The sequence below is a fragment of the Anaerotignum sp. genome, from assembly GCF_051877975.1.
GTDB lineage: Bacteria > Bacillota > Clostridia > Lachnospirales > Anaerotignaceae > Anaerotignum_A.
Genome location: NZ_JBJEJK010000019.1, coordinates 1 through 20502 on the forward strand (window position 1 = coordinate 1; position 20502 = coordinate 20502).

General features: G+C 45.4%; 21 protein-coding genes. 12 read left to right on the plus strand and 9 right to left on the minus strand.

What is annotated here, in order from left to right:
- Nucleotides 1–74: 74 nt before the first annotated feature.
- The 4 genes from ACI39P_RS03450 to ymfI form a co-directional block, all read right to left on the minus strand.
- Complete coding sequence (locus ACI39P_RS03450; RefSeq protein WP_439719299.1) at nucleotides 75–605, minus strand: DUF2798 domain-containing protein; 531 nt, start codon at nucleotides 603–605, stop codon at nucleotides 75–77.
- A gap of 228 nt (nucleotides 606–833) precedes the next feature.
- Nucleotides 834–1754 (minus strand): carbon-nitrogen hydrolase family protein, encoded by a 921-nt coding sequence (locus tag ACI39P_RS03455; RefSeq protein ID WP_439719300.1) that lies wholly within the window; start codon nucleotides 1752–1754, stop codon nucleotides 834–836.
- A gap of 83 nt (nucleotides 1755–1837) precedes the next feature.
- Complete coding sequence (locus ACI39P_RS03460) at nucleotides 1838–2524, minus strand: YjjG family noncanonical pyrimidine nucleotidase (RefSeq protein ID WP_439719301.1); 687 nt, start codon at nucleotides 2522–2524, stop codon at nucleotides 1838–1840.
- Nucleotides 2525–3259 carry an elongation factor P 5-aminopentanone reductase gene (gene ymfI, locus ACI39P_RS03465; protein WP_439719319.1) on the minus strand — a complete coding sequence of 245 codons (735 nt, stop codon included), beginning with the start codon at nucleotides 3257–3259 and terminating at the stop codon, nucleotides 2525–2527.
- Between the two features lie 145 nt (nucleotides 3260–3404).
- Here ymfI and ACI39P_RS03470 point away from each other — a divergent pair, with 145 nt between their 5' ends.
- Nucleotides 3405–4298 (plus strand): hypothetical protein, encoded by an 894-nt coding sequence (locus tag ACI39P_RS03470; RefSeq protein ID WP_439719302.1) that lies wholly within the window; start codon nucleotides 3405–3407, stop codon nucleotides 4296–4298.
- 147 nt (nucleotides 4299–4445) lie between these two features.
- Entirely contained in the window at nucleotides 4446–6422 is a 1977-nt protein-coding gene (locus ACI39P_RS03475; protein WP_439719303.1) for a fructose-1,6-bisphosphatase, read from the plus strand.
- Nucleotides 6423–6474: 52 nt separating this feature from the next.
- Here ACI39P_RS03475 and ACI39P_RS03480 read toward each other — a convergent pair whose 3' ends face one another.
- The gene (locus tag ACI39P_RS03480) at nucleotides 6475–6918 is read right to left on the minus strand and encodes a flavodoxin family protein (protein ID WP_439719304.1); all 444 of its coding nucleotides are present in this window, start codon (nucleotides 6916–6918) and stop codon (nucleotides 6475–6477) included.
- 110 nt (nucleotides 6919–7028) lie between these two features.
- Here ACI39P_RS03480 and ACI39P_RS03485 point away from each other — a divergent pair, with 110 nt between their 5' ends.
- The 3 genes from ACI39P_RS03485 (at nucleotide 7029) to ACI39P_RS03495 (ending at nucleotide 10568) form a co-directional block, all read left to right on the plus strand.
- Nucleotides 7029–7403, plus strand: a complete 375-nt coding sequence (locus ACI39P_RS03485) for a winged helix-turn-helix transcriptional regulator (protein WP_439719305.1) — start codon at nucleotides 7029–7031, stop codon at nucleotides 7401–7403.
- Between the two features lie 78 nt (nucleotides 7404–7481).
- Nucleotides 7482–9854 (plus strand): endonuclease MutS2, encoded by a 2373-nt coding sequence (locus tag ACI39P_RS03490; protein WP_439719306.1) that lies wholly within the window; start codon nucleotides 7482–7484, stop codon nucleotides 9852–9854.
- A 30-nt stretch (nucleotides 9855–9884) separates the two neighbouring features.
- Nucleotides 9885–10568: a response regulator gene (locus ACI39P_RS03495; protein ID WP_439719307.1), complete on the plus strand. Its 684-nt coding sequence runs from the start codon at nucleotides 9885–9887 to the stop codon at nucleotides 10566–10568.
- Between the two features lie 53 nt (nucleotides 10569–10621).
- Here the strand turns inward: ACI39P_RS03495 and ACI39P_RS03500 are convergent, their stop codons facing one another.
- Entirely contained in the window at nucleotides 10622–11026 is a 405-nt protein-coding gene (locus ACI39P_RS03500; protein ID WP_439719308.1) for a hypothetical protein, read from the minus strand.
- Nucleotides 11027–11147: 121 nt separating this feature from the next.
- Between ACI39P_RS03500 and ACI39P_RS03505 the strand changes: the two genes are divergently transcribed.
- Both ACI39P_RS03505 and ACI39P_RS03510 read left to right on the plus strand, forming a co-directional pair.
- On the plus strand, nucleotides 11148–12566 hold the full coding sequence (locus ACI39P_RS03505) for an ATP-binding protein (RefSeq protein ID WP_439719309.1): 1419 nt from the start codon (nucleotides 11148–11150) through the stop codon (nucleotides 12564–12566).
- A gap of 66 nt (nucleotides 12567–12632) precedes the next feature.
- Nucleotides 12633–13835, plus strand: a complete 1203-nt coding sequence (locus tag ACI39P_RS03510; protein ID WP_439719310.1) for a PatB family C-S lyase — start codon at nucleotides 12633–12635, stop codon at nucleotides 13833–13835.
- Nucleotides 13836–13920: 85 nt separating this feature from the next.
- Here the strand turns inward: ACI39P_RS03510 and ACI39P_RS03515 are convergent, their stop codons facing one another.
- Together ACI39P_RS03515 and lexA are read right to left on the minus strand one after the other, a co-directional pair.
- On the minus strand, nucleotides 13921–15858 hold the full coding sequence (locus tag ACI39P_RS03515; protein ID WP_439719311.1) for an NAD(+) synthase: 1938 nt from the start codon (nucleotides 15856–15858) through the stop codon (nucleotides 13921–13923).
- Between the two features lie 12 nt (nucleotides 15859–15870).
- Complete coding sequence (gene lexA / locus ACI39P_RS03520; protein ID WP_439719312.1) at nucleotides 15871–16479, minus strand: transcriptional repressor LexA; 609 nt, start codon at nucleotides 16477–16479, stop codon at nucleotides 15871–15873.
- Nucleotides 16480–16755: 276 nt separating this feature from the next.
- On the opposite strand from lexA, the gene yneA reads away from it, so the two are divergent.
- From yneA to ACI39P_RS03545, 5 genes are all read left to right on the plus strand, one after another.
- Nucleotides 16756–17076 (plus strand): cell division suppressor protein YneA, encoded by a 321-nt coding sequence (gene yneA, locus ACI39P_RS03525; RefSeq protein ID WP_439719313.1) that lies wholly within the window; start codon nucleotides 16756–16758, stop codon nucleotides 17074–17076.
- A gap of 272 nt (nucleotides 17077–17348) precedes the next feature.
- A complete protein-coding gene (locus ACI39P_RS03530; protein WP_439719314.1) occupies nucleotides 17349–17813 on the plus strand; it encodes an NfeD family protein in 465 nt (154 codons plus the stop codon).
- A gap of 34 nt (nucleotides 17814–17847) precedes the next feature.
- The gene (gene floA, locus ACI39P_RS03535) at nucleotides 17848–18858 is read left to right on the plus strand and encodes a flotillin-like protein FloA (RefSeq protein ID WP_439719315.1); all 1011 of its coding nucleotides are present in this window, start codon (nucleotides 17848–17850) and stop codon (nucleotides 18856–18858) included.
- 71 nt (nucleotides 18859–18929) lie between these two features.
- A complete protein-coding gene (locus ACI39P_RS03540; RefSeq protein WP_439719316.1) occupies nucleotides 18930–19736 on the plus strand; it encodes an EcsC family protein in 807 nt (268 codons plus the stop codon).
- A gap of 80 nt (nucleotides 19737–19816) precedes the next feature.
- Nucleotides 19817–19975 carry a hypothetical protein gene (locus ACI39P_RS03545; RefSeq protein WP_439719317.1) on the plus strand — a complete coding sequence of 53 codons (159 nt, stop codon included), beginning with the start codon at nucleotides 19817–19819 and terminating at the stop codon, nucleotides 19973–19975.
- A gap of 81 nt (nucleotides 19976–20056) precedes the next feature.
- Here ACI39P_RS03545 and ACI39P_RS03550 read toward each other — a convergent pair.
- Nucleotides 20057–20502: hypothetical protein (locus ACI39P_RS03550; RefSeq protein WP_439719318.1), on the minus strand; the 446-nt coding region annotated here is incomplete at its 5' end.

Genomic DNA, 20502 nt, shown 5'->3' on the forward strand with positions numbered 1-20502 from the left:
AGCATTATTTCTAATACTGAGATCCTGATTCGTCATCTTAACTTAATGACATTGGGCTTTCGCCTCTCTTATTTTTATGCCGCTTCGCCAACAGCAGCAGAGTTTCTTTCTGCAAAGAGTTTTCTGAAGATAAAGCGTGTGAAGGGGCCTGCGGCGAAAAGATTCCACAGCAGTGCCATAGGGAAATTCTTCAACACAGTGCCGACCCAAATGGCGGGAAATTGGCTGGCAGGAGCACCACCCATAATAATATTGAACAGGATAGCGGCAACGGCGCTCATAGTAGGGCACATGATGAGGACAGTGCAGCCGGAGATGACCAGGGTGCAGAAGAAGGGGTTATCCTTCTTAGGATCGATGAGTTTTGCCGCTAAGCCGTGGCCGATGCGGTTTCCCCAGAGATTGGAGAAGATGAAAACGAAGATCCACATGAAGGATGCTTCGATGAGGGCATCATAAAAGACATGATTTGTCATATTGCTGAAGCCACCGGGCATGGCACTGTAACCAAGCTTATGAGCTACATTGAAAACCTCCATGCCATAAGCCATGGTGATGGACATGAGGATACCGAAAATAACACCTTGAAATTTTGTTTTAGGCATAAAAAACACTCCTTTTCTGTTAAAAATATGATTGGTGTTGGACTGCAAAAAAATAAGGGAGACCATAAGGGTCTCCCTATCTTTTCTTTTTTGCGCAGCCCTTGAAAAACAACTGGACTTATGCTTTCTGCTGCACGTTGTATACGATATTTGGGTTGGCTTTTTCAGCCAAAAAATATTTTAGCAGAAAAAAAGATTCGATGTAAGTAAAATTTTTGGAATTTTCCATTATTTTTCGTGGACGATCAGTTCCAGCACATCGGGTCTTGCATAGTGGCCGCTGCCGTCAAATTCCATACGGCTGGCTGGTACCTTCTGCATATCCAGATCGGCATAGATGATAGCTTCTTTATCCCAAACAGGCTCTGTTTCATAGTGACCATAGGGGTCGATGATACAGCTGCCGCCGCGGCAAACGATATCATTCAGCTTAGCGATTTCATCGGGGCAATGAAGATCATCAGGATACATCTCTTTGGTGAAATACATATCGCAGTTGATGAAATAACAATGGCCTTCAATGGCAATATGCTGAATGGTTGCCTGCCATTCGGGGTTATCATTGGTATTGGGGGAAATATACAGGGTCAGCCCCTTATCATAGAGGGCAACGCGAGCCAGAGGCATATAGCTTTCCCAGCAGATCAGGCTGCCCATTACGCCCCAGGGGGTTTCGGCTACGGGGAAATAATCTTTTTGGGCATCGCCCCATACCACCCGTTCAGAGCCGGTTGGTTTCAGCTTTTTATGTACGATGATTTCGCCTTCGGGAGAGAAAAACAGATTGGTGTTATACAAAGTCGCGGTTTCTTCCACCCGCTCGGAAACACCAATGCTGACCCATGCGTTGGCTTCTTTTGCGGCCTTTGCCAAAAGATCTGTTTCGGGGCCGGGCACCACAACGGAGTTGTCATAGTAGCGTTTCCAGTCTTTTCTGCCTGCTTCGTTTCGTTTGCCGACGGAGAAGCCGAAGGTCATACCAACAGGATAGCAGGGGATGAACAGTTCGGGGAACACGATCAGCTCCGCCTTTTCTTTTGCAGCTTCCTGAATCAGGGAAACTGCTTTTTCAGTACTGGCTGCTTTATCGAACATAACAGGAGCAGCCTGTACGACAGCAATACGGCAAGTATTTTTCAAATCCTTCATAGCATTACCTCCTAAAGAGTGTTTATTATTTTTTACGTACGTTCATTATAACATTCTTTTTGGATGTATGCAATAGAAAAACATTAGTCCGCAAGAAGCGCATACAATTCTTTCAGAGAACGAATCTCATAATCTACTTTGGCATCGGTGTGGTTTTCTTCCCCATTGGGATTGAACCAGCAGGTTTCGATACCGGCGTTGTTACCGCCTTTAATATCGGAGGTCAGAGAATCGCCGATGATGAGAGCCAGCTTGGGGTCAAAATCCGGGATGCGGGCAAAGCACTGATCGAAAAATGCTTTTTGGGGCTTTTGGGAGCCAAGATGTTCGGAGATGAAAACATCTTTGAGATAAGGTTTCAGACCGGAATCTGCAATGCGGATTTCCTGCGTGCTGGCAACGCCATTGGTTACGATATAGAGATCATGGGTCTTGCTGAGGGTCTGCACCACTTCGGGGGCTTCGGGGAATACCTCGCAGGCGTGATCCAGATTGTGGCGATAGCTGTCCTCGAAGGCGGCACCATCCCCTGCATAGCCAAAATGGGCAAAAAGACGGACGAAGCGGGTATAGAGGACAGTTTTTCTGTCAATGATGCCTTTTTCATAATCCTGCCAGAGCTTGGCGTTGTTTACCAGATGCCATTGATAGACGGCATCGGAAAAGGGCAGGCCATATTCGGCGAAGGTCTTTGCCAGTGCTTTTTTTTCCGATGCAGCAAAATCAAGCAAAGTGCGGTCGGCATCAAACAATAAAAATTTCTTTTTCATTTAAATCATCCCTCCATCCAGTGTGATGATTTTTCCGGTCAGAAAGCTTGCCTTTTGACTGGCCAGAAAAACAGCCAGATCCCCCACTTCTTCTGGCTTGCCGAAGCGCATGAGGGGGATTTCCTCTGCCAGCGCCTGCCGCTCTTCCGCAGAGAAGCAGGCATTCATTTCCGTATCGATGACACCGCAGGAAATGGCATTGACCCTGATGTTGGAGGGCCCAAGTTCCTTTGCCATGGCTTTGGTAAAAGCATTGATGGCACCCTTGGAGGCGGAATAGACCGCTTCGCAGGAAGCACCTACTTCTCCCCACATAGAAGAGATATTGAGGATAACACCGTCTTTTTTGTGTACCATTGTAGGTACGGCAAGGTGGGTACAATTGAGGGCAGATTCCAGATTGACAGAAAGAATGCGCTGCCATTCTGCCGGTTTCATATCGGTGAAAAGACCGATATGGGAAATGCCGGCATTATTGACCAGAATATCCACAGAACCGAAATGGTTTTCGATTTGCCTAAAGAGGGTTCTGCAGTTTTCATAATCGGAAACGTCTGCCAAAAGGGCAAGGACGGGAATGCCTTCTTTTTCGAATAAGGTCTTGGTTTCTTCCAGCTGGGGAATGCTTTTGGAAGCATTCAGCACCACATTATAGCCGGCGTGCCCAAAAGCCAGGGCAATGGCCTTGCCGATGCCCCGGGAAGAACCTGTGACCAATACGGTTTTTTGATGCAGTTTCATAAATTTCACAGCCTTTTCAAAATGGTAGTATGCTATCAGTTTATAAGAAAATCTTAAGAAATACAAGGGGATGCAGCATTGGATTTTTTCCGGAAGTATGTTATACTTTTCTATCAAAGGGAAAAGAAAGGATGAGCGTATGAGAAACGAAATCTATAATAGAGAGTGGAGATGGATGGAGCAGCTTTCTGCAGCGTTCCATGTCTTTTCTGCAAATATCGGTTCTATGATCAAGGTGATGGCGATTATTTTCCTGCCCATCAGCTTGCTGGAAGTTATCATCAGCGACCGTATGATGACGGCATATACAGTATTCCAGCAATTTATGCAGATGGATATCACAGCGGTAAATCAGGCGGAAGTTTTGACAACGGCATATCATCTGCTGCTGAATTACGGGCTGCTGTTTATGGTGTCTTTGTTTTTGCAGCCTGTAGGAATCATCACCATCGCCAAAGTAGTAAAGCAATATATAGACGGAAAAGAAGTATCTATGGGGGAAGCCTTATCTGAAGCCTTTTCCCTGATGCCTGCCATCATTGTATCGGGTATCATTTTTGGGGTACTGGTATTTCTGGGCAGTATCATCATTGTACCCGGTGTATATTTCAGTATCGCATGGGGGCTTTACCTGTACGGTATTGGCCTGAGCGATAAAAAGGGCTGGGATGCCCTACGCTACAGCAAGAGGCTTGTAGAGGGAAAATGGTGGAGAACCTTTGGTTATATGTGGCTGCTGAGCATAATCGCAATGCTGTGGAATTCTGTATTTGAACTGATTTATGTCTTTGCACCGGAAGGCTTCGCCAGTGATCTGCTGTATCAGTTCCTGTGCTATTTTTCTGCGGCTTTTGTTGCCGTTGGGGAGACACTGCTGTTTATCAACCGGGAAGCCATTACCTTTGGGGTTCGCCCGATGGCAGGGACGCCGATAGGAGAACCAACGGCGGAAGATGCCCCTGCTGAGCCTGTGGAAGGCACGGTGGAAGGAGAGCCTATAGGAAGCAACGAGGAAAAGAAAAACGAAGGATAAGCAGGAATTATCCGTCGAACGCTCTGATGTCACACAACATTGGGGCGTTTTTTGTCCCATTTTGAGAAAAAGAACTAGGAAAGTTTTGTTTTTTTTGCTATACTGAAATAGTAAGCACAAATTAAGAAGAAAAAAGAGGTGCGTTTTATGTATTCTGGCAATGGTAATTTTTCAGCAGAGGAAATGAAATATTTGAAACTGCTGTCCAATCAGTATAAAAATATCAACAGTGCGGCAACGGAGATCATCAACCTGAAGGCGATTTTGAACCTGCCCAAAGGGACAGAACACTTTGTTTCTGATATCCATGGGGAAGCGGATTCCTTCAGCCATGTACTGCGGAATGCTTCCGGTGTTATTAAGAATCAGATCAGTGCGATTTTCGGGGAAAGCCTGCGCAGCAGCGAAAAGAAATCCCTAGCAACGCTGATTTATTATCCGGAGAAAAAACTGGAGCAGATGGCAGAAACAGAGGAAGAACTGGAGGAGTGGTATAAAATTACCCTGCACAGACTAGTTAAAATCTGTAAAGTGGTTTCTTCCAAATATACCCGTTCCAAAGTAAGAAAAGCACTGCCCAAGGAATTTGCATATATTATCGAAGAACTGCTCCATGAAAACAGTGCCAGTGTAGATAAGGATATGTACTACACAGAAATCATACATACCATTATTGATTTGGGGCAGGCGGATCGTTTTATCATCGCCATGTGTAATCTGATTCAGAGGCTGGCCATCGATCAGCTCCATGTCATTGGGGATATTTACGACAGAGGCCCTCATGCTGCCCGTATCATGGATATTCTGGCAAACTATCATTCTGTTGATATTCAGTGGGGCAACCATGATATTGCGTGGATGGGTGCGGCTGCCGGCTGTCAGGCGCTGATCTGCAATGTTCTGCGTATCCAGACAAGATATGCCAACCTGGATACCATCGAAGAAGATTATGGTATCAATCTGCTGCCTTTGGCAACCTTTGCCATGGATAAATACGCAGATGACCCCTGCGAGCAATTCAAACCCAAGGCGGATGAGGTGCTAAGTGATAAAGACTTTAAGCTGATCGCGAAAATGCATAAGGCGATTTCCATTATGCAATGGAAGATGGAAGCACAGATCATCAAACGCCACCCCGAATTCCACATGGAGAACCGCCTGCTGTTGGATAAAATCGATTTCGAAAAAGGAACTGTTTTGGTTGATGGAGTGGAATATCCTATGAATGATATGGTTTTCCCTACCATCGACCCCAAAGATCCTTATGCCCTGACACCGGAAGAGCAGGAGGTTATGGACAAAGTAAAATCCTCCTTCGTCAATAGTGAAAAATTGCAGCAGCACGTACGTACTCTGTATCATAAAGGCAGCATGTATACCATTTTCAACTCCAACCTGCTGTTCCACGGCGGCATTCCCATGAATGAGGATGGCACCCTGAAAACCGTTACATTCCGCGGCAGAAAATACTGCGGCAAGGAGTATCTGGATGCGGTAGAAAGAACGATGCGGGAAGGCTATTTTAACAAGGCTCATACCAAGGCAAAACGAGAATGTATGGATATTATCTGGTATATGTGGTGCGGGGAGGATTCTCCTTTGTTCGGCAAAAAGAAAATGACCACTTTCGAGCGTTATTTTATTGATGATAAAGCAACCCATAAGGAAGTAAGCAATCCTTACTATTCTTTGAGAAATGAAGAAGCTGTATGCAAGCGGGTGCTGGAAGCCTTTGGTCTGGATCCCGATACATCCCATATTGTGAATGGCCACGTGCCTGTAAAAGTATCGAAAGGGGAAAGCCCGATCAAGGCCAACGGCAGATTGTTCGTGATCGACGGCGGTTTCTCCAAGGCATACCAGAAGGTAACAGGGATTGCAGGCTATACTTTGATTTATAACTCCCACGGCATGGTTCTGGTATCCCATGAACCCTTTGTATCTACGGACAGAGCCATTGCGGAAGAAAAGGATATCCTGTCCTCCACCGTTGCATTGCAGTATACCCAGGATCGTATCCGCGTGAGAGATACGGATATCGGCAAAAAACTGCAGGAAAGTATTGATGAATTGGAAAAACTGTTATATGCATACCAGAATGGTATCATCAAAGAACAGCAGTAATTGCATACATAGAGAACCTCCTGAATTGATTCAGGAGGTTCTTTTTTGATACTTAGTTTAAAATGCTTTCGTAAAATCTGACTGCGCCTTCCAAATCATCTTGGTTGGGGTGGCCTTTGGCAATGCCGCCAATGAGCTTGAAAGGGCCGTAAGTGTCAAAACCCAGGCAGCCGTATTCTCCCAGAATTTCGGCATCTCTGCCAAGGACAGCCTTGCGGATGGCATCGGTGTATCCTTTTTTTTCTGCGCCGCAGGTATAGAGGAAAAAGACTTTTTTCTTCAAGGGCAGATTCTGTTCTGCAAATTGCAGGAGCATTTTCTGGAATTTGGAAAAATAAATGCCGGAGGCAAAGCCGATCAGGTCGTAATCTTCCAGAGAACCGGGGATAGGCTGTGTGATATCCAACAGAGTGATCTCGTGTTTTTCGGCGATGGCATCCAGTATTTTTTTGGTGTTGCCATGATGTGTGGAATAGTATAAAATCGCTGTTTTCATAGGAATCCTCCTTGCTTTCTAATAGTACATAAAATATACTATATATGAAAAATGAGAGCAAGTACGCAGTTTGGATGTACTTGGTATAGAAAAAGATACCGGAGGGACGTATGGAAAAGGATTTGACGGCGGAAGAATATCTGCAAAGAGTATTGCATAACGAGGTGCGGGAGGATTGCCCCATGCGCCGGACGCTGGAATTGCTCGGCGGAAAATGGCGGACGCATATTATTTATGAGCTTTGTAAAAAGCCATCCTGCCGCTTTGGGGAATTGAAAAAGGCGGTGCCCCGCATTACAAACACCATGCTGACCAATACCCTGCGGGATTTGGAAGGGTTTGGCATCGTACATCGGGAGCAATTTAATGAAATTCCGCCCCGGGTGGAATATTCCCTGACAGAGAAGGGGAAAGCCCTGCTCCCTGCTTTTTTTGAACTGGCAAAATGGGGCGAAGCTTATCTGGAAGAGGAACAGCAGCATTGAGCGTTTCGGGAAAATGTGATATACTAATATGATAAAATAGGTGTATTATAGGAATTTATGATAAATGGAGCTAATGATATGAATGAAAAAGCATTGCATACTTTAGAATATGACAAGATCATACAAAAGCTGGTGGGCTTTGCGGTTTCCCCTATGGCGAAGGAACGGGCGGCGGCTCTGCGCCCTTCTTCTGCCATGAGCGATATCATCATCTGGCAGCAGGAGACCACAGAGGCGACCACTATGATCCTGAAAAAAGGCACGCCTTCCTTTGGCGGTTTTCGGGAAATCCGCCCTCAGTTAAAACGGGCATCTATGGCAGGGGTGCTTTCTATTGGTGAATTGATGGCCATTGGGGAATTTGCCTATGTTTGCCGCAAGGTGAAAAACTATGCCAGAAAAGAAAATAAAATGGAAATTTACGAGAGACTGGATGAATATTTTGACCTGATCATTCCTTTGGATAAATTGGAAAATGAAATCAGCCGCTGTATCCTTTCTGAAACGGAGATTGCTGATGATGCCAGTGCTGGACTGCGCAGTATCCGAAAGGAAATCAAAATTTCCAATGACCGGGTGAAAGACCATCTGAATGGGATCATTTCTTCCTCTGCATACAGAAATATGCTGCAGGATTTTGTTATCACAATTAGAAATGACAGATACTGTGTGCCTGTTAAGGCGGAATATAGAAGTTCTTTTCCCGGTATGATCCACGATCAGTCCAACACGGGTTCCACATTGTTTATGGAGCCTTTGAGCGTTATTCAGCTGAACAATAAAATCAAGGAGCTGCAGGCAAAGGAAAAAGAAGAGATCGAAAAAATCCTGCTGATGCTGTCCGATCTGGTGACAGCCCATGTCATTGCCATTGAGGGGAATTTGGAACTGCTGACACAGCTGGATTTTATCTTTGCGAAAGCGGCACTGTCTCTTTCTATGGAAGGCACGCAGCCTATGTTCAATACAAAAGGCTATATCAATATCCACAAGGGGAGACACCCTTTGCTGGACCCGAAAACGGTGGTGCCTACAGATATTTATCTGGGCAAGGATTTTACTACATTGCTGATTACCGGGCCCAATACCGGCGGGAAGACCGTTGCCCTGAAAACATTGGGACTGTTTTCCCTGATGGGGCAGGCGGGGCTGCATATTCCTGCCTTTGATAATTCTCAACTGGCGGTATTTGATAATGTATTTGCGGATATCGGGGATGAGCAGAGCATTGAGCAGAGCTTGTCTACTTTCTCCGCTCATATGACAAATATCGTCCGCATTATGGATCAGGTTACCGATGATTCCTTGGTGCTGTTCGATGAACTGGGCGCAGGCACAGACCCCACAGAAGGAGCGGCACTGGCAGTAGCCATCATTCAGGCATTACTGGAAAGAAAGATCCGCACGGCGGTAACGACCCACTACAGCGAATTGAAGGTATTTGCACTATCTACGGAAGGGGTAGAAAATGCCTGCTGTGAATTCAGTGTGGAGACCTTAAGACCGACCTATCGGCTGCTCATCGGGATTCCCGGGAAAAGTAACGCCTTTGCCATTTCCAAGCGGCTGGGTCTGCAGGATTATATTCTGGACAGGGCCAAGGAATTTATCAGTCAGGATGAAGCCAGATTCGAGGATGTCATCACTGACTTGGAAATCAGCAAGAAATCTGTAAAATTTGAGCAGGAAAGAGCGGAACAGTATCGCCGGGAAGCGGAAGAACTGAAAAAAGAAGTGGAACGGCAGAAGGAAAAGACAAAGGAACAGAAGGAAAAAATCCTTGCCAAGGCCAGAGAAGAGGCTAAGCAGATTTATGCCCAGGCCAAGGAAGAAGCAGACAGCATCGTGAAGGAAATGAACAAGCAGGCGAAGGAGGCCAATAACCGAAACAAGGTTTTGGAACAGCGGCAGAAGCTGAATGAAAAGCTTTCTTCCATGCAGCAGGATTTCCTGAAATCCAAAAAGGTGAAGCCCAACCACAAGGCACCGGAAAACCTGAAGCCCGGCGACAGGGTCTATGTGATTTCCTTCGACCAGAATGGTGAAGTAATCGCTGCACCGGATAAGAATAAGGAAGTCATGGTGCAGATGGGCATGATGAAGATGAAAGTGCCTCTGGCGGAATTGATGCTGGATGATACCCCCAGACCCAAGGAAAAACAGAAAAAACAGCCCCCGGCCAGAGCAAAGCTTTCCAAGAGTCAGTTTATTTCTGCGGAGATCGATTGCCGTGGGCAGCTGGTGGATGAAGCCATTGCGAATATTGATAAGTATATCGATGATGCTTACCTTTCCGGCCTGAAGCAGGTGGTCATCATCCATGGGAAGGGCACAGGGGCTTTGCGTGCCGGCGTGCAGAATTATCTGAAAATGAATTCCCATGTGAAAAGCTACAGACCTGGTACCTTCGGGGAAGGGGAAGCAGGCGTCACAGTTGTGGAATTGAAATAAAATGTTTTGAAGAAGAACGAGGTGAAGAAGATGGGGAAACAAAAAATTCTAATCGTGGATGACGATATGCATATTGCGGAGCTGATCTCCCTTTATATGACGAAAGAGGGATATGAGACATTGGAAGTATATGACGGCAAGGAAGCGGTTCAGGCGGCAGAGAGCTTTCAGCCGGATCTGATTTTGTTGGATCTGATGCTGCCGGGAATGGATGGGTACCAGGTCTGCACGGAAGTGCGCAAGACCAGCCGTGTGCCCATCATCATGCTGACGGCCAAAGGGGAGACCTTTGATAAAGTGCTGGGGCTGGAATTAGGGGCAGATGATTATATCGTGAAGCCCTTCGACCCGAAGGAACTGGTGGCAAGGGTGAAAGCGGTGCTCCGCAGATATGAACCCAAGCAGGAAGAAGATAAAAGCATCCTGAAATTTGGCGAACTGGAAATCAATCTTTCTAATTATTCTGTGGTGTATCAAGGAAAAAGTCTGGATTTTCCGCCCAAGGAATTTGAGCTGCTCAGCTTTTTGGCGCAGCACCCCAACCGGGTATTTACCAGAGAACAGCTGCTGGACCGGATTTGGGGTTATGAATATGTGGGGGATACCAGAACGGTGGATGTACATGTAAAACGGATTCGAGAAAAGCTCAACAGTGAAGATGAATGGGGCATCCGTACTGTTTGGAGCGTTGGCTATAAATTTGGACAGAAATAGACAAAAATAATAAAGGGGCGCTGAAACAGGCGTCCCTTTATATCGGTTTGTACTTATTCTTCTTCGGGTTTTTCTTCGAAAGATGCTGCTTCCGCAGGGGCTTTTGTAGCAGGCTCGGGAGCAGCTTCCCCATCTGCAGAAATATCTTCTGCGGGGACCGCTTCTGCAGATTCTCCTGTCAGCTGTGCAGGTTCCTGGGCTGCTTTTGCTGCTTCCTCAGCGGCTTTGCGGCGTTCCATCATTTCTTTGCGCTGTGCGTCCTTGCGCATATTGGACCAGCGCAGCATGAAGCACAGGAATAAAAGGAACAGGATCAGATAATGAAAACTATTCATATTTTTCCAGTCCACACGGAAGATGACTAGGACAGCCAGTGCGATGAGGAGCAAATCTTTCGGAGGGATGGTTTTTCTTTGGGGGGGTCTGTTTTGTGTTTGATTTTCCATAAGTAAGTACAAGGCGAGAATGCCTTTCTCCTTTCTGTATTTTCTTGTTTTTCCAGAAAAAACAAGTCTATAGAACAGTATACCATTCTTTTATGGTTTTGTAATGCTTTTTTGATAATTTGGAGGAATGAAGATGAAAAAAGATTCCATTGTGCGAAAGCAGATGATGATATATATGACCACGATCGCTGTCTGCATCTCTTTGATGGGCGGCACACTGGCACTGGTATTTACCAATCATTATATGAATGAAAAAAAAGAAGAATTGGTGTCTCAGGGGGAAAAGATTGCGGCAGCTTTTTCAAAAGGCTACCGTACGGGAAATTTGAGCAATTTAAGCTATGAATTACAGGTTTTGGAAACTTATATGGATGCCGGGATTATGATGGTGAATCGGGATGGACAAGTTGTGATCGCCTCCCCGGAATTCAATGAAATCAAATATGAGAAAGAACTTTTGAGTGAAACCCTGCTGGAAGGCGTTCTGGAGGGGAAAGTGGTTTCTGTGCAGACGAAAAAAGGACAGCTTTTTGATACACCGATGCTGGTGGTGGGATATCCTCTTTCAGAGGGGCAGATTGCCGGATTGTTCATGTGCCGCCCGCTGCCGCAGATTCAGGCATCTTTGCTGGAAATGTATCAGATGGGGGTCATCAGTTTATTTTTTGTTTCTCTTCTGGGGCTGATCGTTAGCTATATGACGGCAAAGTATGTAGCATTGCCAGTCATACGGATAAACGGCGCGGCAAAAGTGATTGCCAATGGCAATTTTGAAGAACGGGTCATTGTGAACAGCAATGATGAACTGGGGGAACTGGCAGAAAGCTTCAACCATATGGCGGAGAGCCTGCAGGCGCATGAGAAAATGCAAAGAGATTTTATTGCAAATATTTCCCACGACCTACGTTCTCCTTTGACCAGCATGCAGGGCTTTTTGACGGCTATGCTGGATGGTACGGCGCCGCCGGAAAAACAGGAAAAATATCTGAAAATCGTGCTGGAAGAAACACAGCGCCTTTCCCGTATGACCCAGAGCATTGTGGAATTGAGCCGTGCCCAGAGCAGTGCGATTTTGCTGGAGGAATCTGATTTTGATATCAATGGGCTGATTCGCATGAATATTGAGATGCTGGAACCCCAGCTGGCAGAAAAGAACGTGCATATTCATGCTATTTATGCGGAAGAAGAAACGCTGGTACATGGGGACAGGGATAAGATTTCCCGTGTATTACAGAATCTGCTGGGAAACGCGGCGAAATTTTCTCCGGAAAATGGCATTATCGAAGTGGAGACAACACTGAAAGAGAAAAAGAAAGTGTTGATTTCAGTGAAGGACGAAGGCCCTGGGATCAGTGCAGAGGATCAGAAATATGTGTTCGATCGGTTTTATAAAACGGATACGACCCGCAATAAAGATAAGACCGGCAGCGGCATTGGGCTTGCCATTGTGCGTGAATTTTTACAGGCCCATGGAGAAACCATTACGGTAAAAAGTGAGGAAGGGAAGGGAGCAACCTTTGCCTTTTCTTTGAAACTGTCCGAAGAGGATTAATTGACACAATTTTCCTTTTATGCTAATTTTAAAGAAGAAAAAACGATTCAAACAGGAGGCGAGCAAATGAAGTACAATTTTGATGAAGTGATTGACAGAAAGAATACGAACTGCATGAACACCGATGGTTGGCGGGAATATATTTTCCATGCACCCCGTGACCGAAAATTTCCTTTTCCCGATGATGAATATGTGAGAATGTGGATTGCCGATATGGAATTTGCCACACCTCCTTGTATCATCGATGCTATGAAGGAACGGTTGGACAAGCGTATCTTTGGGTATTCAAAGATTTTTGACCCTGGCTATTTTGAAGCCTTTTCTAATTGGTGCAAGAGCCGTTATGGATGGAGTTGCCAGGAAAAAGATTTGGTAACTTCTCCCGGGATTATTCCGGCCTTGTTTGAATTGGTGGAATATATCTGCAAGCCTGATGAAAAGGTGTTGATTTTGACCCCTTCCTATGCTTATTTTAAGCATGCGGCAGACCACAGCCATATCGAGTTGGTTTGCTCCGATTTGATCAATGAAAATGGCTATTATACGATGGATTATGCTGATATCGAAGCCAAAGCCAAAGACCCCAAGGTGAAACTGTGCATCTTCTGCAACCCTCATAACCCCAGCGGACGTATCTGGACGGAAGAAGAACTGAAAAAATTTGGTGATATCTGCCTGGCAAATGATGTACTGGTGATTTCTGATGAAATTCACTGCGATTTGATCCGTACAGGGCTGAGACATACGCCTTTGGCAAAGCTGTACCCTGAAAGTGACCGGATTATCACTTGTATGGCGCCCAGCAAAACCTTTAACATGGCCGGGCTGATGTTTTCCAACATCATCATTCCCAATAAAGAAGTGATGGCAGTTTGGAAAGAAAGACATTATGATTTTGAAAATCCCCTTTCTATCGCTGCGGCCCAGGCTGCCTATGAGAAAGGCGGAGAATGGCTGTCGGAACTGAAACTGTATCTGGATGAGAATTTTAAATTCACCAAGGAATATCTGGCAGAGCATCTGCCCAAAGCAGTGTTCCGCATTTCCGAAGCTACCTATTTGGGCTGGGTGGATATTGGTGCCTATGTGGAGCCGGGCGAAGATTTGCCTCTGCTGTTTGCAAATGAAGCGGCAGTTTTGCTGGAAGGCGGCGACATGTTCGTGCAAAATTCCGATACGTTTATTCGTTTGAATCTGGCATGCCCCAGAGCCACATTGGCGGAAGGCCTGCGGAGAATCTGCTATCTGCTGAACCATAGAAAGAAATAAATAGATAAAAATAAAAAACCGGGACGAACATGAAAATTCGTCTCGGTTATTTTTATGCTTTAAAATAGAATGGTTACGATAGTTTTTACAGCTTTTCCACTTCATCCATCCAGATGCGGCTGTGGGCATCGGTAGGCATGCGCCAGTCACTTCTGGGAGAGAGACACAAAGCACCGACCTTGGGGCCATCGGGCAGGCAGGAACGCTTAAACTGCTGGATGAAGAAACGGCGATAGAAGTTTTTCAGCCATTTCAGCAGGGTTTCTCTGTCGTATTCGCCGGCGAAGGCTTTTTCTGCCAGGAAAAGAACCTTTGCGGGATGATAGCCGAAGCGGATGATCTGATACAGGAAGAAATCGTGGAGTTCATAAGGACCTACCAGATCTTCTGTTTTCTGGTTGATCTTACCATCCTGATCAGGAGGCAGCAGTTCAGGGCTGACGGGAGTATCCAGAACATCCAGCAGGGCAGCGGAGGCTTCTGCATCCACTTCGCCGTTGGTTGCTACCCATTTTACCAGTACCCGTACCAATGTTTTGGGGATACCGCCATTGACGCCATACATGGACATATGGTCGCCGTTGTAGGTTGCCCAACCCAAAGCCAGTTCGGACAGATCGCCGGTACCAACAACCAGACCATTGTATTTATTTGCCAGATCCATCAAGATTTGTGTCCGTTCACGGGCCTGAGCGTTTTCGTAGATTACGTTATGCAAATTGATATCGTGGTCGATATCCTTGAAGTGTTGTGTAACGGCTTCGCAGATGGGGATTTCCTTCATAGTGATGCCGAGAGAACGCATCAGGGTCAGAGCGTTCTGATAGGTTCTATCGGTCGTGCCAAAGCCGGGCATGGTCACACCGATGACATTGCTGCGGTCGATACCCAGATAGTCGCAGGCTTTTGCGGAAACCAGAAGCGCCAGCGTAGAATCCAGACCGCCGGAAATGCCAATTACCAGAGACTGGGAGTGGGTATGTTCCATACGTCTTGCCAGGCCTGTTGTTTGAATACCAAAAATGTTTTTGCAGCGGGCATCCAGATTTTCTTTCGGTGTGAAAGGTGTGTTGGACAGAGGTCTGTTCCAGTTTTCCAGGGTAGGGTCTTCCTGCATATCGAAGAAGATCTGGCGATAGAATTTCTGAGCTTCCGCCTTTTGCAGATGAGACATGAAAGTGGTATGTTTGCGGCGTTCTGCCATCAGCATTTCCACATCGATATCAGCATAAACCAACTGGCTTTCCCGGGAGAAACATTCTGTTTCAGCAAAGAGGACGCCATTTTCATAAATCATGCTGTGTCCGCTGAATACGGCATCCTGTGTAGATTCGCCGGTGCCTGCGGAGGTATACACATAGGCAGACAGGGTGCGGGCGGACTGCTGAGATACCAGCTGATGACGATAGCCAGGTTTGGAAGCAAGTTCATTGCTTGCGGAAAGATTCAGGATCAATGTGGCACCATAGAGGCTCAGGTAAGAACTGGGCGGGATAGGCACCCACAGGTCTTCGCAGATTTCAGCACCAATTTTCAATTCGGGGATACCTTCTGCGGCAAAGATCAGATCTGCACCGATGGGGACATTTTGCCCGGCGTAGGAGATTTCTTCTGCAATCAAATCATCTGCGGAAGCAAACCAACGCTCTTCATAAAATTCACTGTAGTTGGGAATGTGCGTTTTGGGCACGATACCCAGCAGTCTGCCTTTATAAATGGCGACAGCACAGTTGAAATTCTGATTATCCACAGCGATGGGAGCCCCGATCAGCAGGAACAGTTCCAGTTCTTTGGTGGCTTCTGCAATTTCCTGCACAGCGGTTTCGGCTGCCTTCAGCAGGGGAGCCTGAAAGAACAGATCTGCACAGGTATAGCCGGTGACGGACAATTCGGGGAAAGAAAGCACACGGACTTTTTTTGCGGCGGCTTCCTTCACCACTTTCAAAATTTCTTCTTTATTGTAGACACAATCGGCTACTTTCAGCTTAGGTACGGCTGCACCGACTTTTACATAACCAAACATAGATTCAACTCCTTAGAATTTTCTGAACAGACCGATGACCTTGCCCAAGATGGCAACGTCTTTTACGATGATGGGAGACATAGAGGAATTTTCGGGCTGCAGACGGATAAAATCCTTTTCCTTATAAAAGGTTTTGACAGTAGCATAATCCTCGATGAGGGCAACGACGATATCGCCGTTTTTCGCATCCTGCTGCTGGCGGACAAGGATCAGATCCTTATCAAAAATACCTGCTTCGATCATACTTTCCCCTTTGACACGGAGCATGAAAACGGTGTCATTGTGGACATAATCCACGGGGATGGGAAAGGTATCTTCGATATTTTCCACCGCAAGGATAGGCGTACCGGCTGTGATATTGCCCACAATAGGCACGTTTACCAATTCCCGCTGAGGGGCCTCAAACCCGGGATCCAAAATTTCGATGGCTCTGGGCTTGGTAGGGTCTCTGCGGATGAGGCCTTTCTTTTCCAGGCGGGAAAGATGCCCATGAACCGTGGAAGTAGATTTCAGCCCTACGGCATCGCAGATTTCCCGAACGGAAGGGGGATATCCTTTTTCCCGAACTTCTGCCTTCATATATTCTAAAATTTGCTTTTGTTTTGCGGACAGTTCGCTCATATTCTCACTCCTTATGATTGTATCCAAATGGATGGGAATTATCAAGTAAATAGCAGAAAAAAGTAATATTCTGCCGGATAAGTATTTTGCACAGCAAAACCCTTTGCATGGGAGAAACTCCCACGATTGCATTGTTCGCCTTTATTATAGCATGGGCAAAATGAAAAATCAAACCTATGTTCGTAAATTTCCCCAAAAAGTATTGACAAAGAATATGTGTTCTTGTATGATACAAATGTAAAACGAAAAAATGTTCGGTAGAAATGGGGCGAAAATATGGAAAGAAGAACACAGAGAAGAGTTGTAAGAAAATCCAGAAAAATCAGAAAGAATATTTTTATGCTGCTGACAATTGCTTTGATTCTCTGCCTTGGGACCTTTGCCATGGGCGCCCAGACGGAAAAAACAACAAAAACATATTATGAATCTGTCCAGATTCATAAAGGAGATACGATTTGGAATATTGCGGAAGAATATAAATCAGACGGGGAAAAAACCGAACATATGGTGAATGCGATCCTGGAAGTAAATGGGATGAAAACAGCGAACGTACGAGCGGGCGAAAGTATCATCGTGCCTGTAACGAAAGAAATTTAAAAAAGAGAACGGGAGAATGGAATGCAGGGGTTCAGATTTTTATGGGTTTAGGCAGCATGCAGGGAGGAGATTTTCGGGAGAGCGGAATAATTTTCTGCTCTCTTTTTTTTATTTCTGATGGAATTTCTTAAACAATTCTTACAGTTTTCTTTGGACCATTGCGGAGAAAACATCCTTTATGATACTATAATGGCAGAAAGAGATATTTTTCGAAAGAGGAATATGTTTGGCTTGAATAGGGCAAAAAAATTGCATAAAGGAGGTTGAAAGGGATGTTCCCATGGATCGTTGTTTTAGCGATTCTCGGTTTAGTGATGATCTTCGCGGAGATTCTGATGCCGGGATTCGGGTTATTTGGTATTTTGGGTTCGGTTTCTCTTTTCTGCTCGCTGATTCTAACCTATAAGCTGTACGGGATGGTTGCTTTTATCATCATGCTGGCAGCGGGGGTTGTGATCTTTTTTGCGATGGTCATCTTTGCGAAAAAAAGCGGGCTGTATAATAAAGTCGTATTAAAAGACAGGCAGGAAGCGAAAGATTTTGACGAAAGTGCTTTGCAGGGGCTTTTGGGACAAGTGGGGCTGACCCATTCGACACTGCGGCCCTTTGGCGTGGCGGAGTTCGATGGAAAAATGATCGATGTCTGTTCTCAGGGGGATTTTATTGACAGAGGAGAAAAGGTACAAGTGGTACAGATTACAGGAAAGACTGTGACGGTAAAAGCTTATACAGAATAAGGGTAAAAGAAGAGACAAAAGGAGGCGTATTGTTATGTTTGGAATTTTTGGTTTTATGATTCCTGTCATTGCGATTTTGGTTATTGTGGGCATTTTCCTGAGTTTTGTTCCTTTGGGATTATGGATTTCCGCAGTTTCTGCCGGAGTGAAGGTGAGCATTTTCTCTCTGGTCGGTATGCGGCTGCGCCGGGTACGGGCAGATAAAATCATTCGCCCTTTAATCAAAGCGCAGAAGGCCGGGATGAATGTGAATGCAAACCAGCTGGAATCTCATCTGCTTTCCGGCGGGCGAGTTGATAATGTAGTAGATGCTTTGATTGCTGCACACAGAGCAAATCTGGATCTGTCTTTTGAAAGAGCGGCGGCCATCGATTTGGCAGGCAGAAATGTGTTTGAAGCGGTAAGGATGAGCGTAACCCCTAAGATCATTGAGACACCTTGGATTTCTGCGGTGGCTATTGATGGGATCGAGGTAAAAGTAATTGCAAAGGTAACCGTAAGGGCAAATCTGGGCAGACTGGTCGGCGGTGCCGGCGAAGAAACCATCATTGCCAGAGTTGGCGAAGGTATCGTTACAACGGTTGGCTCTTCCCAGAGCCATAAGAGTGTGCTGGAAAATCCTGATCTGATTTCCCGGACGGTGCTGTCGAAAGGTCTGGATAATGGTACAGCATTTGAAATCCTGTCTATTGATATTGCCGATGTGGATATTGGCAGAAACATTGGCGCACATCTGCAGATCCAGCAGGCGGAGGCAGATAAGCAGATCGCCCAGGCGAAAGCGGAAGAACGCCGTGCGACAGCTATTGCCAAAGAACAGGAAATGAAAGCGGAAGTAGAACACATGAAAGCGAAAGTTGTGGAAGCGGAGGCAGAAGTTCCCAAGGCTATGGCAGAAGCACTGCGCAGCGGTAATCTTGGGGTAATGGACTATTACCGTATGCAGAATGTACAGGCGGATACAGCTATGAAGACCAATGTGGGGAACACGGATTTGACCAATGTGTTCCAAAATGGTTCTGATAAAGGGAAAAAAGAAATCTAAAGACAAGCGATGATGCATCGCTGGGGGAGGGTGCTGAAAGGCATCCTCTTCTTTCTATATAGGAAGAAGGTATGAAGATGGGGACAGCTTTGGAACGGGAATGGAAACGTTTATTAGAAAAAGAGGAACGGATGCTTTGCTCTGCGGAAAATAAAAAAGAATCGAAATTGGATGGGAAAATCAAAGATTTGACGGGCAAAATAGAAGAAAAGATTCCAGAAAAACTTTCAGCAACATTAGATGCTGCGTTTTATAAGGCATTTCTCGCAATTTTTGAAAAGGGAACAGGTGCCATTGAAAGAATGTTCAAAGGTGATGAGCTGCAGCTGGAATTTCAGGTGAATGATTTTCGCATGGATAAAAAGCCAACGAAGAAATCTTTGAAAAAGCTGGAAGCTGCCGGCAGGAAGAGCAGAGTGCTCAATTCTGCGGTGACCACAGCAGAAGGGATTGGTCTGGGACTACTGGGAATCGGTATTCCGGATATTCCGGTCTTTCTTAGCATGCTTTTGAAGGGCTTATATGAAATGGCTGCCGGCTATGGCTATGATTATCACCGGAGAGAAGAACAAATTTTTATTTTGCGGCTGATTGCAGCTGGATTAGCGGAAGGAGCGGAAAAACGAAAGGCAGATCAATTAGTGGATGGGTGGATTGGGCTTTCGGAGGAAAAAGAAGCCTTTCCCTTTGAAGAAGAAGTAAAGAGAGCTGTTTCTGCCCTTTCCGGCGGGATGCTGACGGCAAAATTTATCCAGGGCTTGCCTGTGGCCGGTGTTGTAGGCGGTATGTGCAATCCGGTTGTTTATCAAAAAGTGATGCGTTATGCTGCAATGAAATATAAAAAAAGATATCTGTCAGGAAAGAGGAAAAACGCATAAAAAGAAAAAGAGGAGCCATACTATGACTGCGAGAGGAACTCGCTAAGGAAGCAATGGAAAAATACAGGGAGGTCATAGTGATGGACAAGAACAACAACAAAACAAACAATAAGACAGAAAAGAACAACCAGAAGGGCATGAACAGAACAGAATTTGCTCAGGAATACAGCATTGACACAGGCAAAAATGAAAAGACAAACAAGAACAATAAAAACAACAAAACAAACAAATGTAACTAAAGCGTGCACATTGACAGGCACATTATAAGGAAGGAAAACGGTTTTTTCTTGGATCATGGTCCGAGAAAAGGCCGTTTTTCCTTATAAAAGAAGAGCTATAAAAGAAGAACTTTTAAAAAAGCGAAAAAAGATATTGACATTTTTTGACAAGCGAGTATAATAAATAACTGTCGCTGCTGATTGGCAGGGCAGAAACAGCATATCAAACAGGTCAACGGCGAATGTTTGAAAAGAAAAACATTGACAAGCGGGGCCGCAGATGATATACTGGTTTTCGCTGACAAAACAGCAACGAAAAAGCACGAAAAAAGATTTTAAAAATCGAAAAAAGTGCTTGACAGGATGAATGATGCCTGATAAAATATCATTCGCTGCTGAAAAAGCAGATGAGAAATTTAATAAAAAGTACTTAGAAAAGTACTTGACAGCAAAATGAAGATTTGATAAAATAATCTTCGCCGCTGAAAAAGCGGATTGATCCTTGAAAACTGAACAATGGATATGAACACACAACCCATAGTCATTCC

What these genes read in the sequence shown, in the direction of transcription:
- ACI39P_RS03450 (WP_439719299.1), bottom strand. Translation starts at nt 605, where the DNA reads ATGCCTAAAACAAAATTTCAAGGTGTTATTTTCGGTATCCTCATGTCC.
- ACI39P_RS03515 (WP_439719311.1), bottom strand. Translation starts at nt 15,858, where the DNA reads ATGTTTGGTTATGTAAAAGTCGGTGCAGCCGTACCTAAGCTGAAAGTA.
- ACI39P_RS03460 (WP_439719301.1), bottom strand. Translation starts at nt 2,524, where the DNA reads ATGAAAAAGAAATTTTTATTGTTTGATGCCGACCGCACTTTGCTTGAT.
- ACI39P_RS03510 (WP_439719310.1), top strand. Translation starts at nt 12,633, where the DNA reads ATGAAGTACAATTTTGATGAAGTGATTGACAGAAAGAATACGAACTGC.
- ACI39P_RS03505 (WP_439719309.1), top strand. Translation starts at nt 11,148, where the DNA reads ATGAAAAAAGATTCCATTGTGCGAAAGCAGATGATGATATATATGACC.
- ACI39P_RS03470 (WP_439719302.1), top strand. Translation starts at nt 3,405, where the DNA reads ATGAGAAACGAAATCTATAATAGAGAGTGGAGATGGATGGAGCAGCTT.
- floA (WP_439719315.1), top strand. Translation starts at nt 17,848, where the DNA reads ATGTTTGGAATTTTTGGTTTTATGATTCCTGTCATTGCGATTTTGGTT.
- ACI39P_RS03495 (WP_439719307.1), top strand. Translation starts at nt 9,885, where the DNA reads ATGGGGAAACAAAAAATTCTAATCGTGGATGACGATATGCATATTGCG.
- ACI39P_RS03455 (WP_439719300.1), bottom strand. Translation starts at nt 1,754, where the DNA reads ATGAAGGATTTGAAAAATACTTGCCGTATTGCTGTCGTACAGGCTGCT.
- lexA (WP_439719312.1), bottom strand. Translation starts at nt 16,479, where the DNA reads ATGAGCGAACTGTCCGCAAAACAAAAGCAAATTTTAGAATATATGAAG.
- ACI39P_RS03490 (WP_439719306.1), top strand. Translation starts at nt 7,482, where the DNA reads ATGAATGAAAAAGCATTGCATACTTTAGAATATGACAAGATCATACAA.
- ACI39P_RS03485 (WP_439719305.1), top strand. Translation starts at nt 7,029, where the DNA reads ATGGAAAAGGATTTGACGGCGGAAGAATATCTGCAAAGAGTATTGCAT.
- ACI39P_RS03530 (WP_439719314.1), top strand. Translation starts at nt 17,349, where the DNA reads ATGTTCCCATGGATCGTTGTTTTAGCGATTCTCGGTTTAGTGATGATC.
- ACI39P_RS03480 (WP_439719304.1), bottom strand. Translation starts at nt 6,918, where the DNA reads ATGAAAACAGCGATTTTATACTATTCCACACATCATGGCAACACCAAA.
- yneA (WP_439719313.1), top strand. Translation starts at nt 16,756, where the DNA reads ATGGAAAGAAGAACACAGAGAAGAGTTGTAAGAAAATCCAGAAAAATC.
- ACI39P_RS03475 (WP_439719303.1), top strand. Translation starts at nt 4,446, where the DNA reads ATGTATTCTGGCAATGGTAATTTTTCAGCAGAGGAAATGAAATATTTG.
- ACI39P_RS03545 (WP_439719317.1), top strand. Translation starts at nt 19,817, where the DNA reads ATGGACAAGAACAACAACAAAACAAACAATAAGACAGAAAAGAACAAC.
- ACI39P_RS03540 (WP_439719316.1), top strand. Translation starts at nt 18,930, where the DNA reads ATGAAGATGGGGACAGCTTTGGAACGGGAATGGAAACGTTTATTAGAA.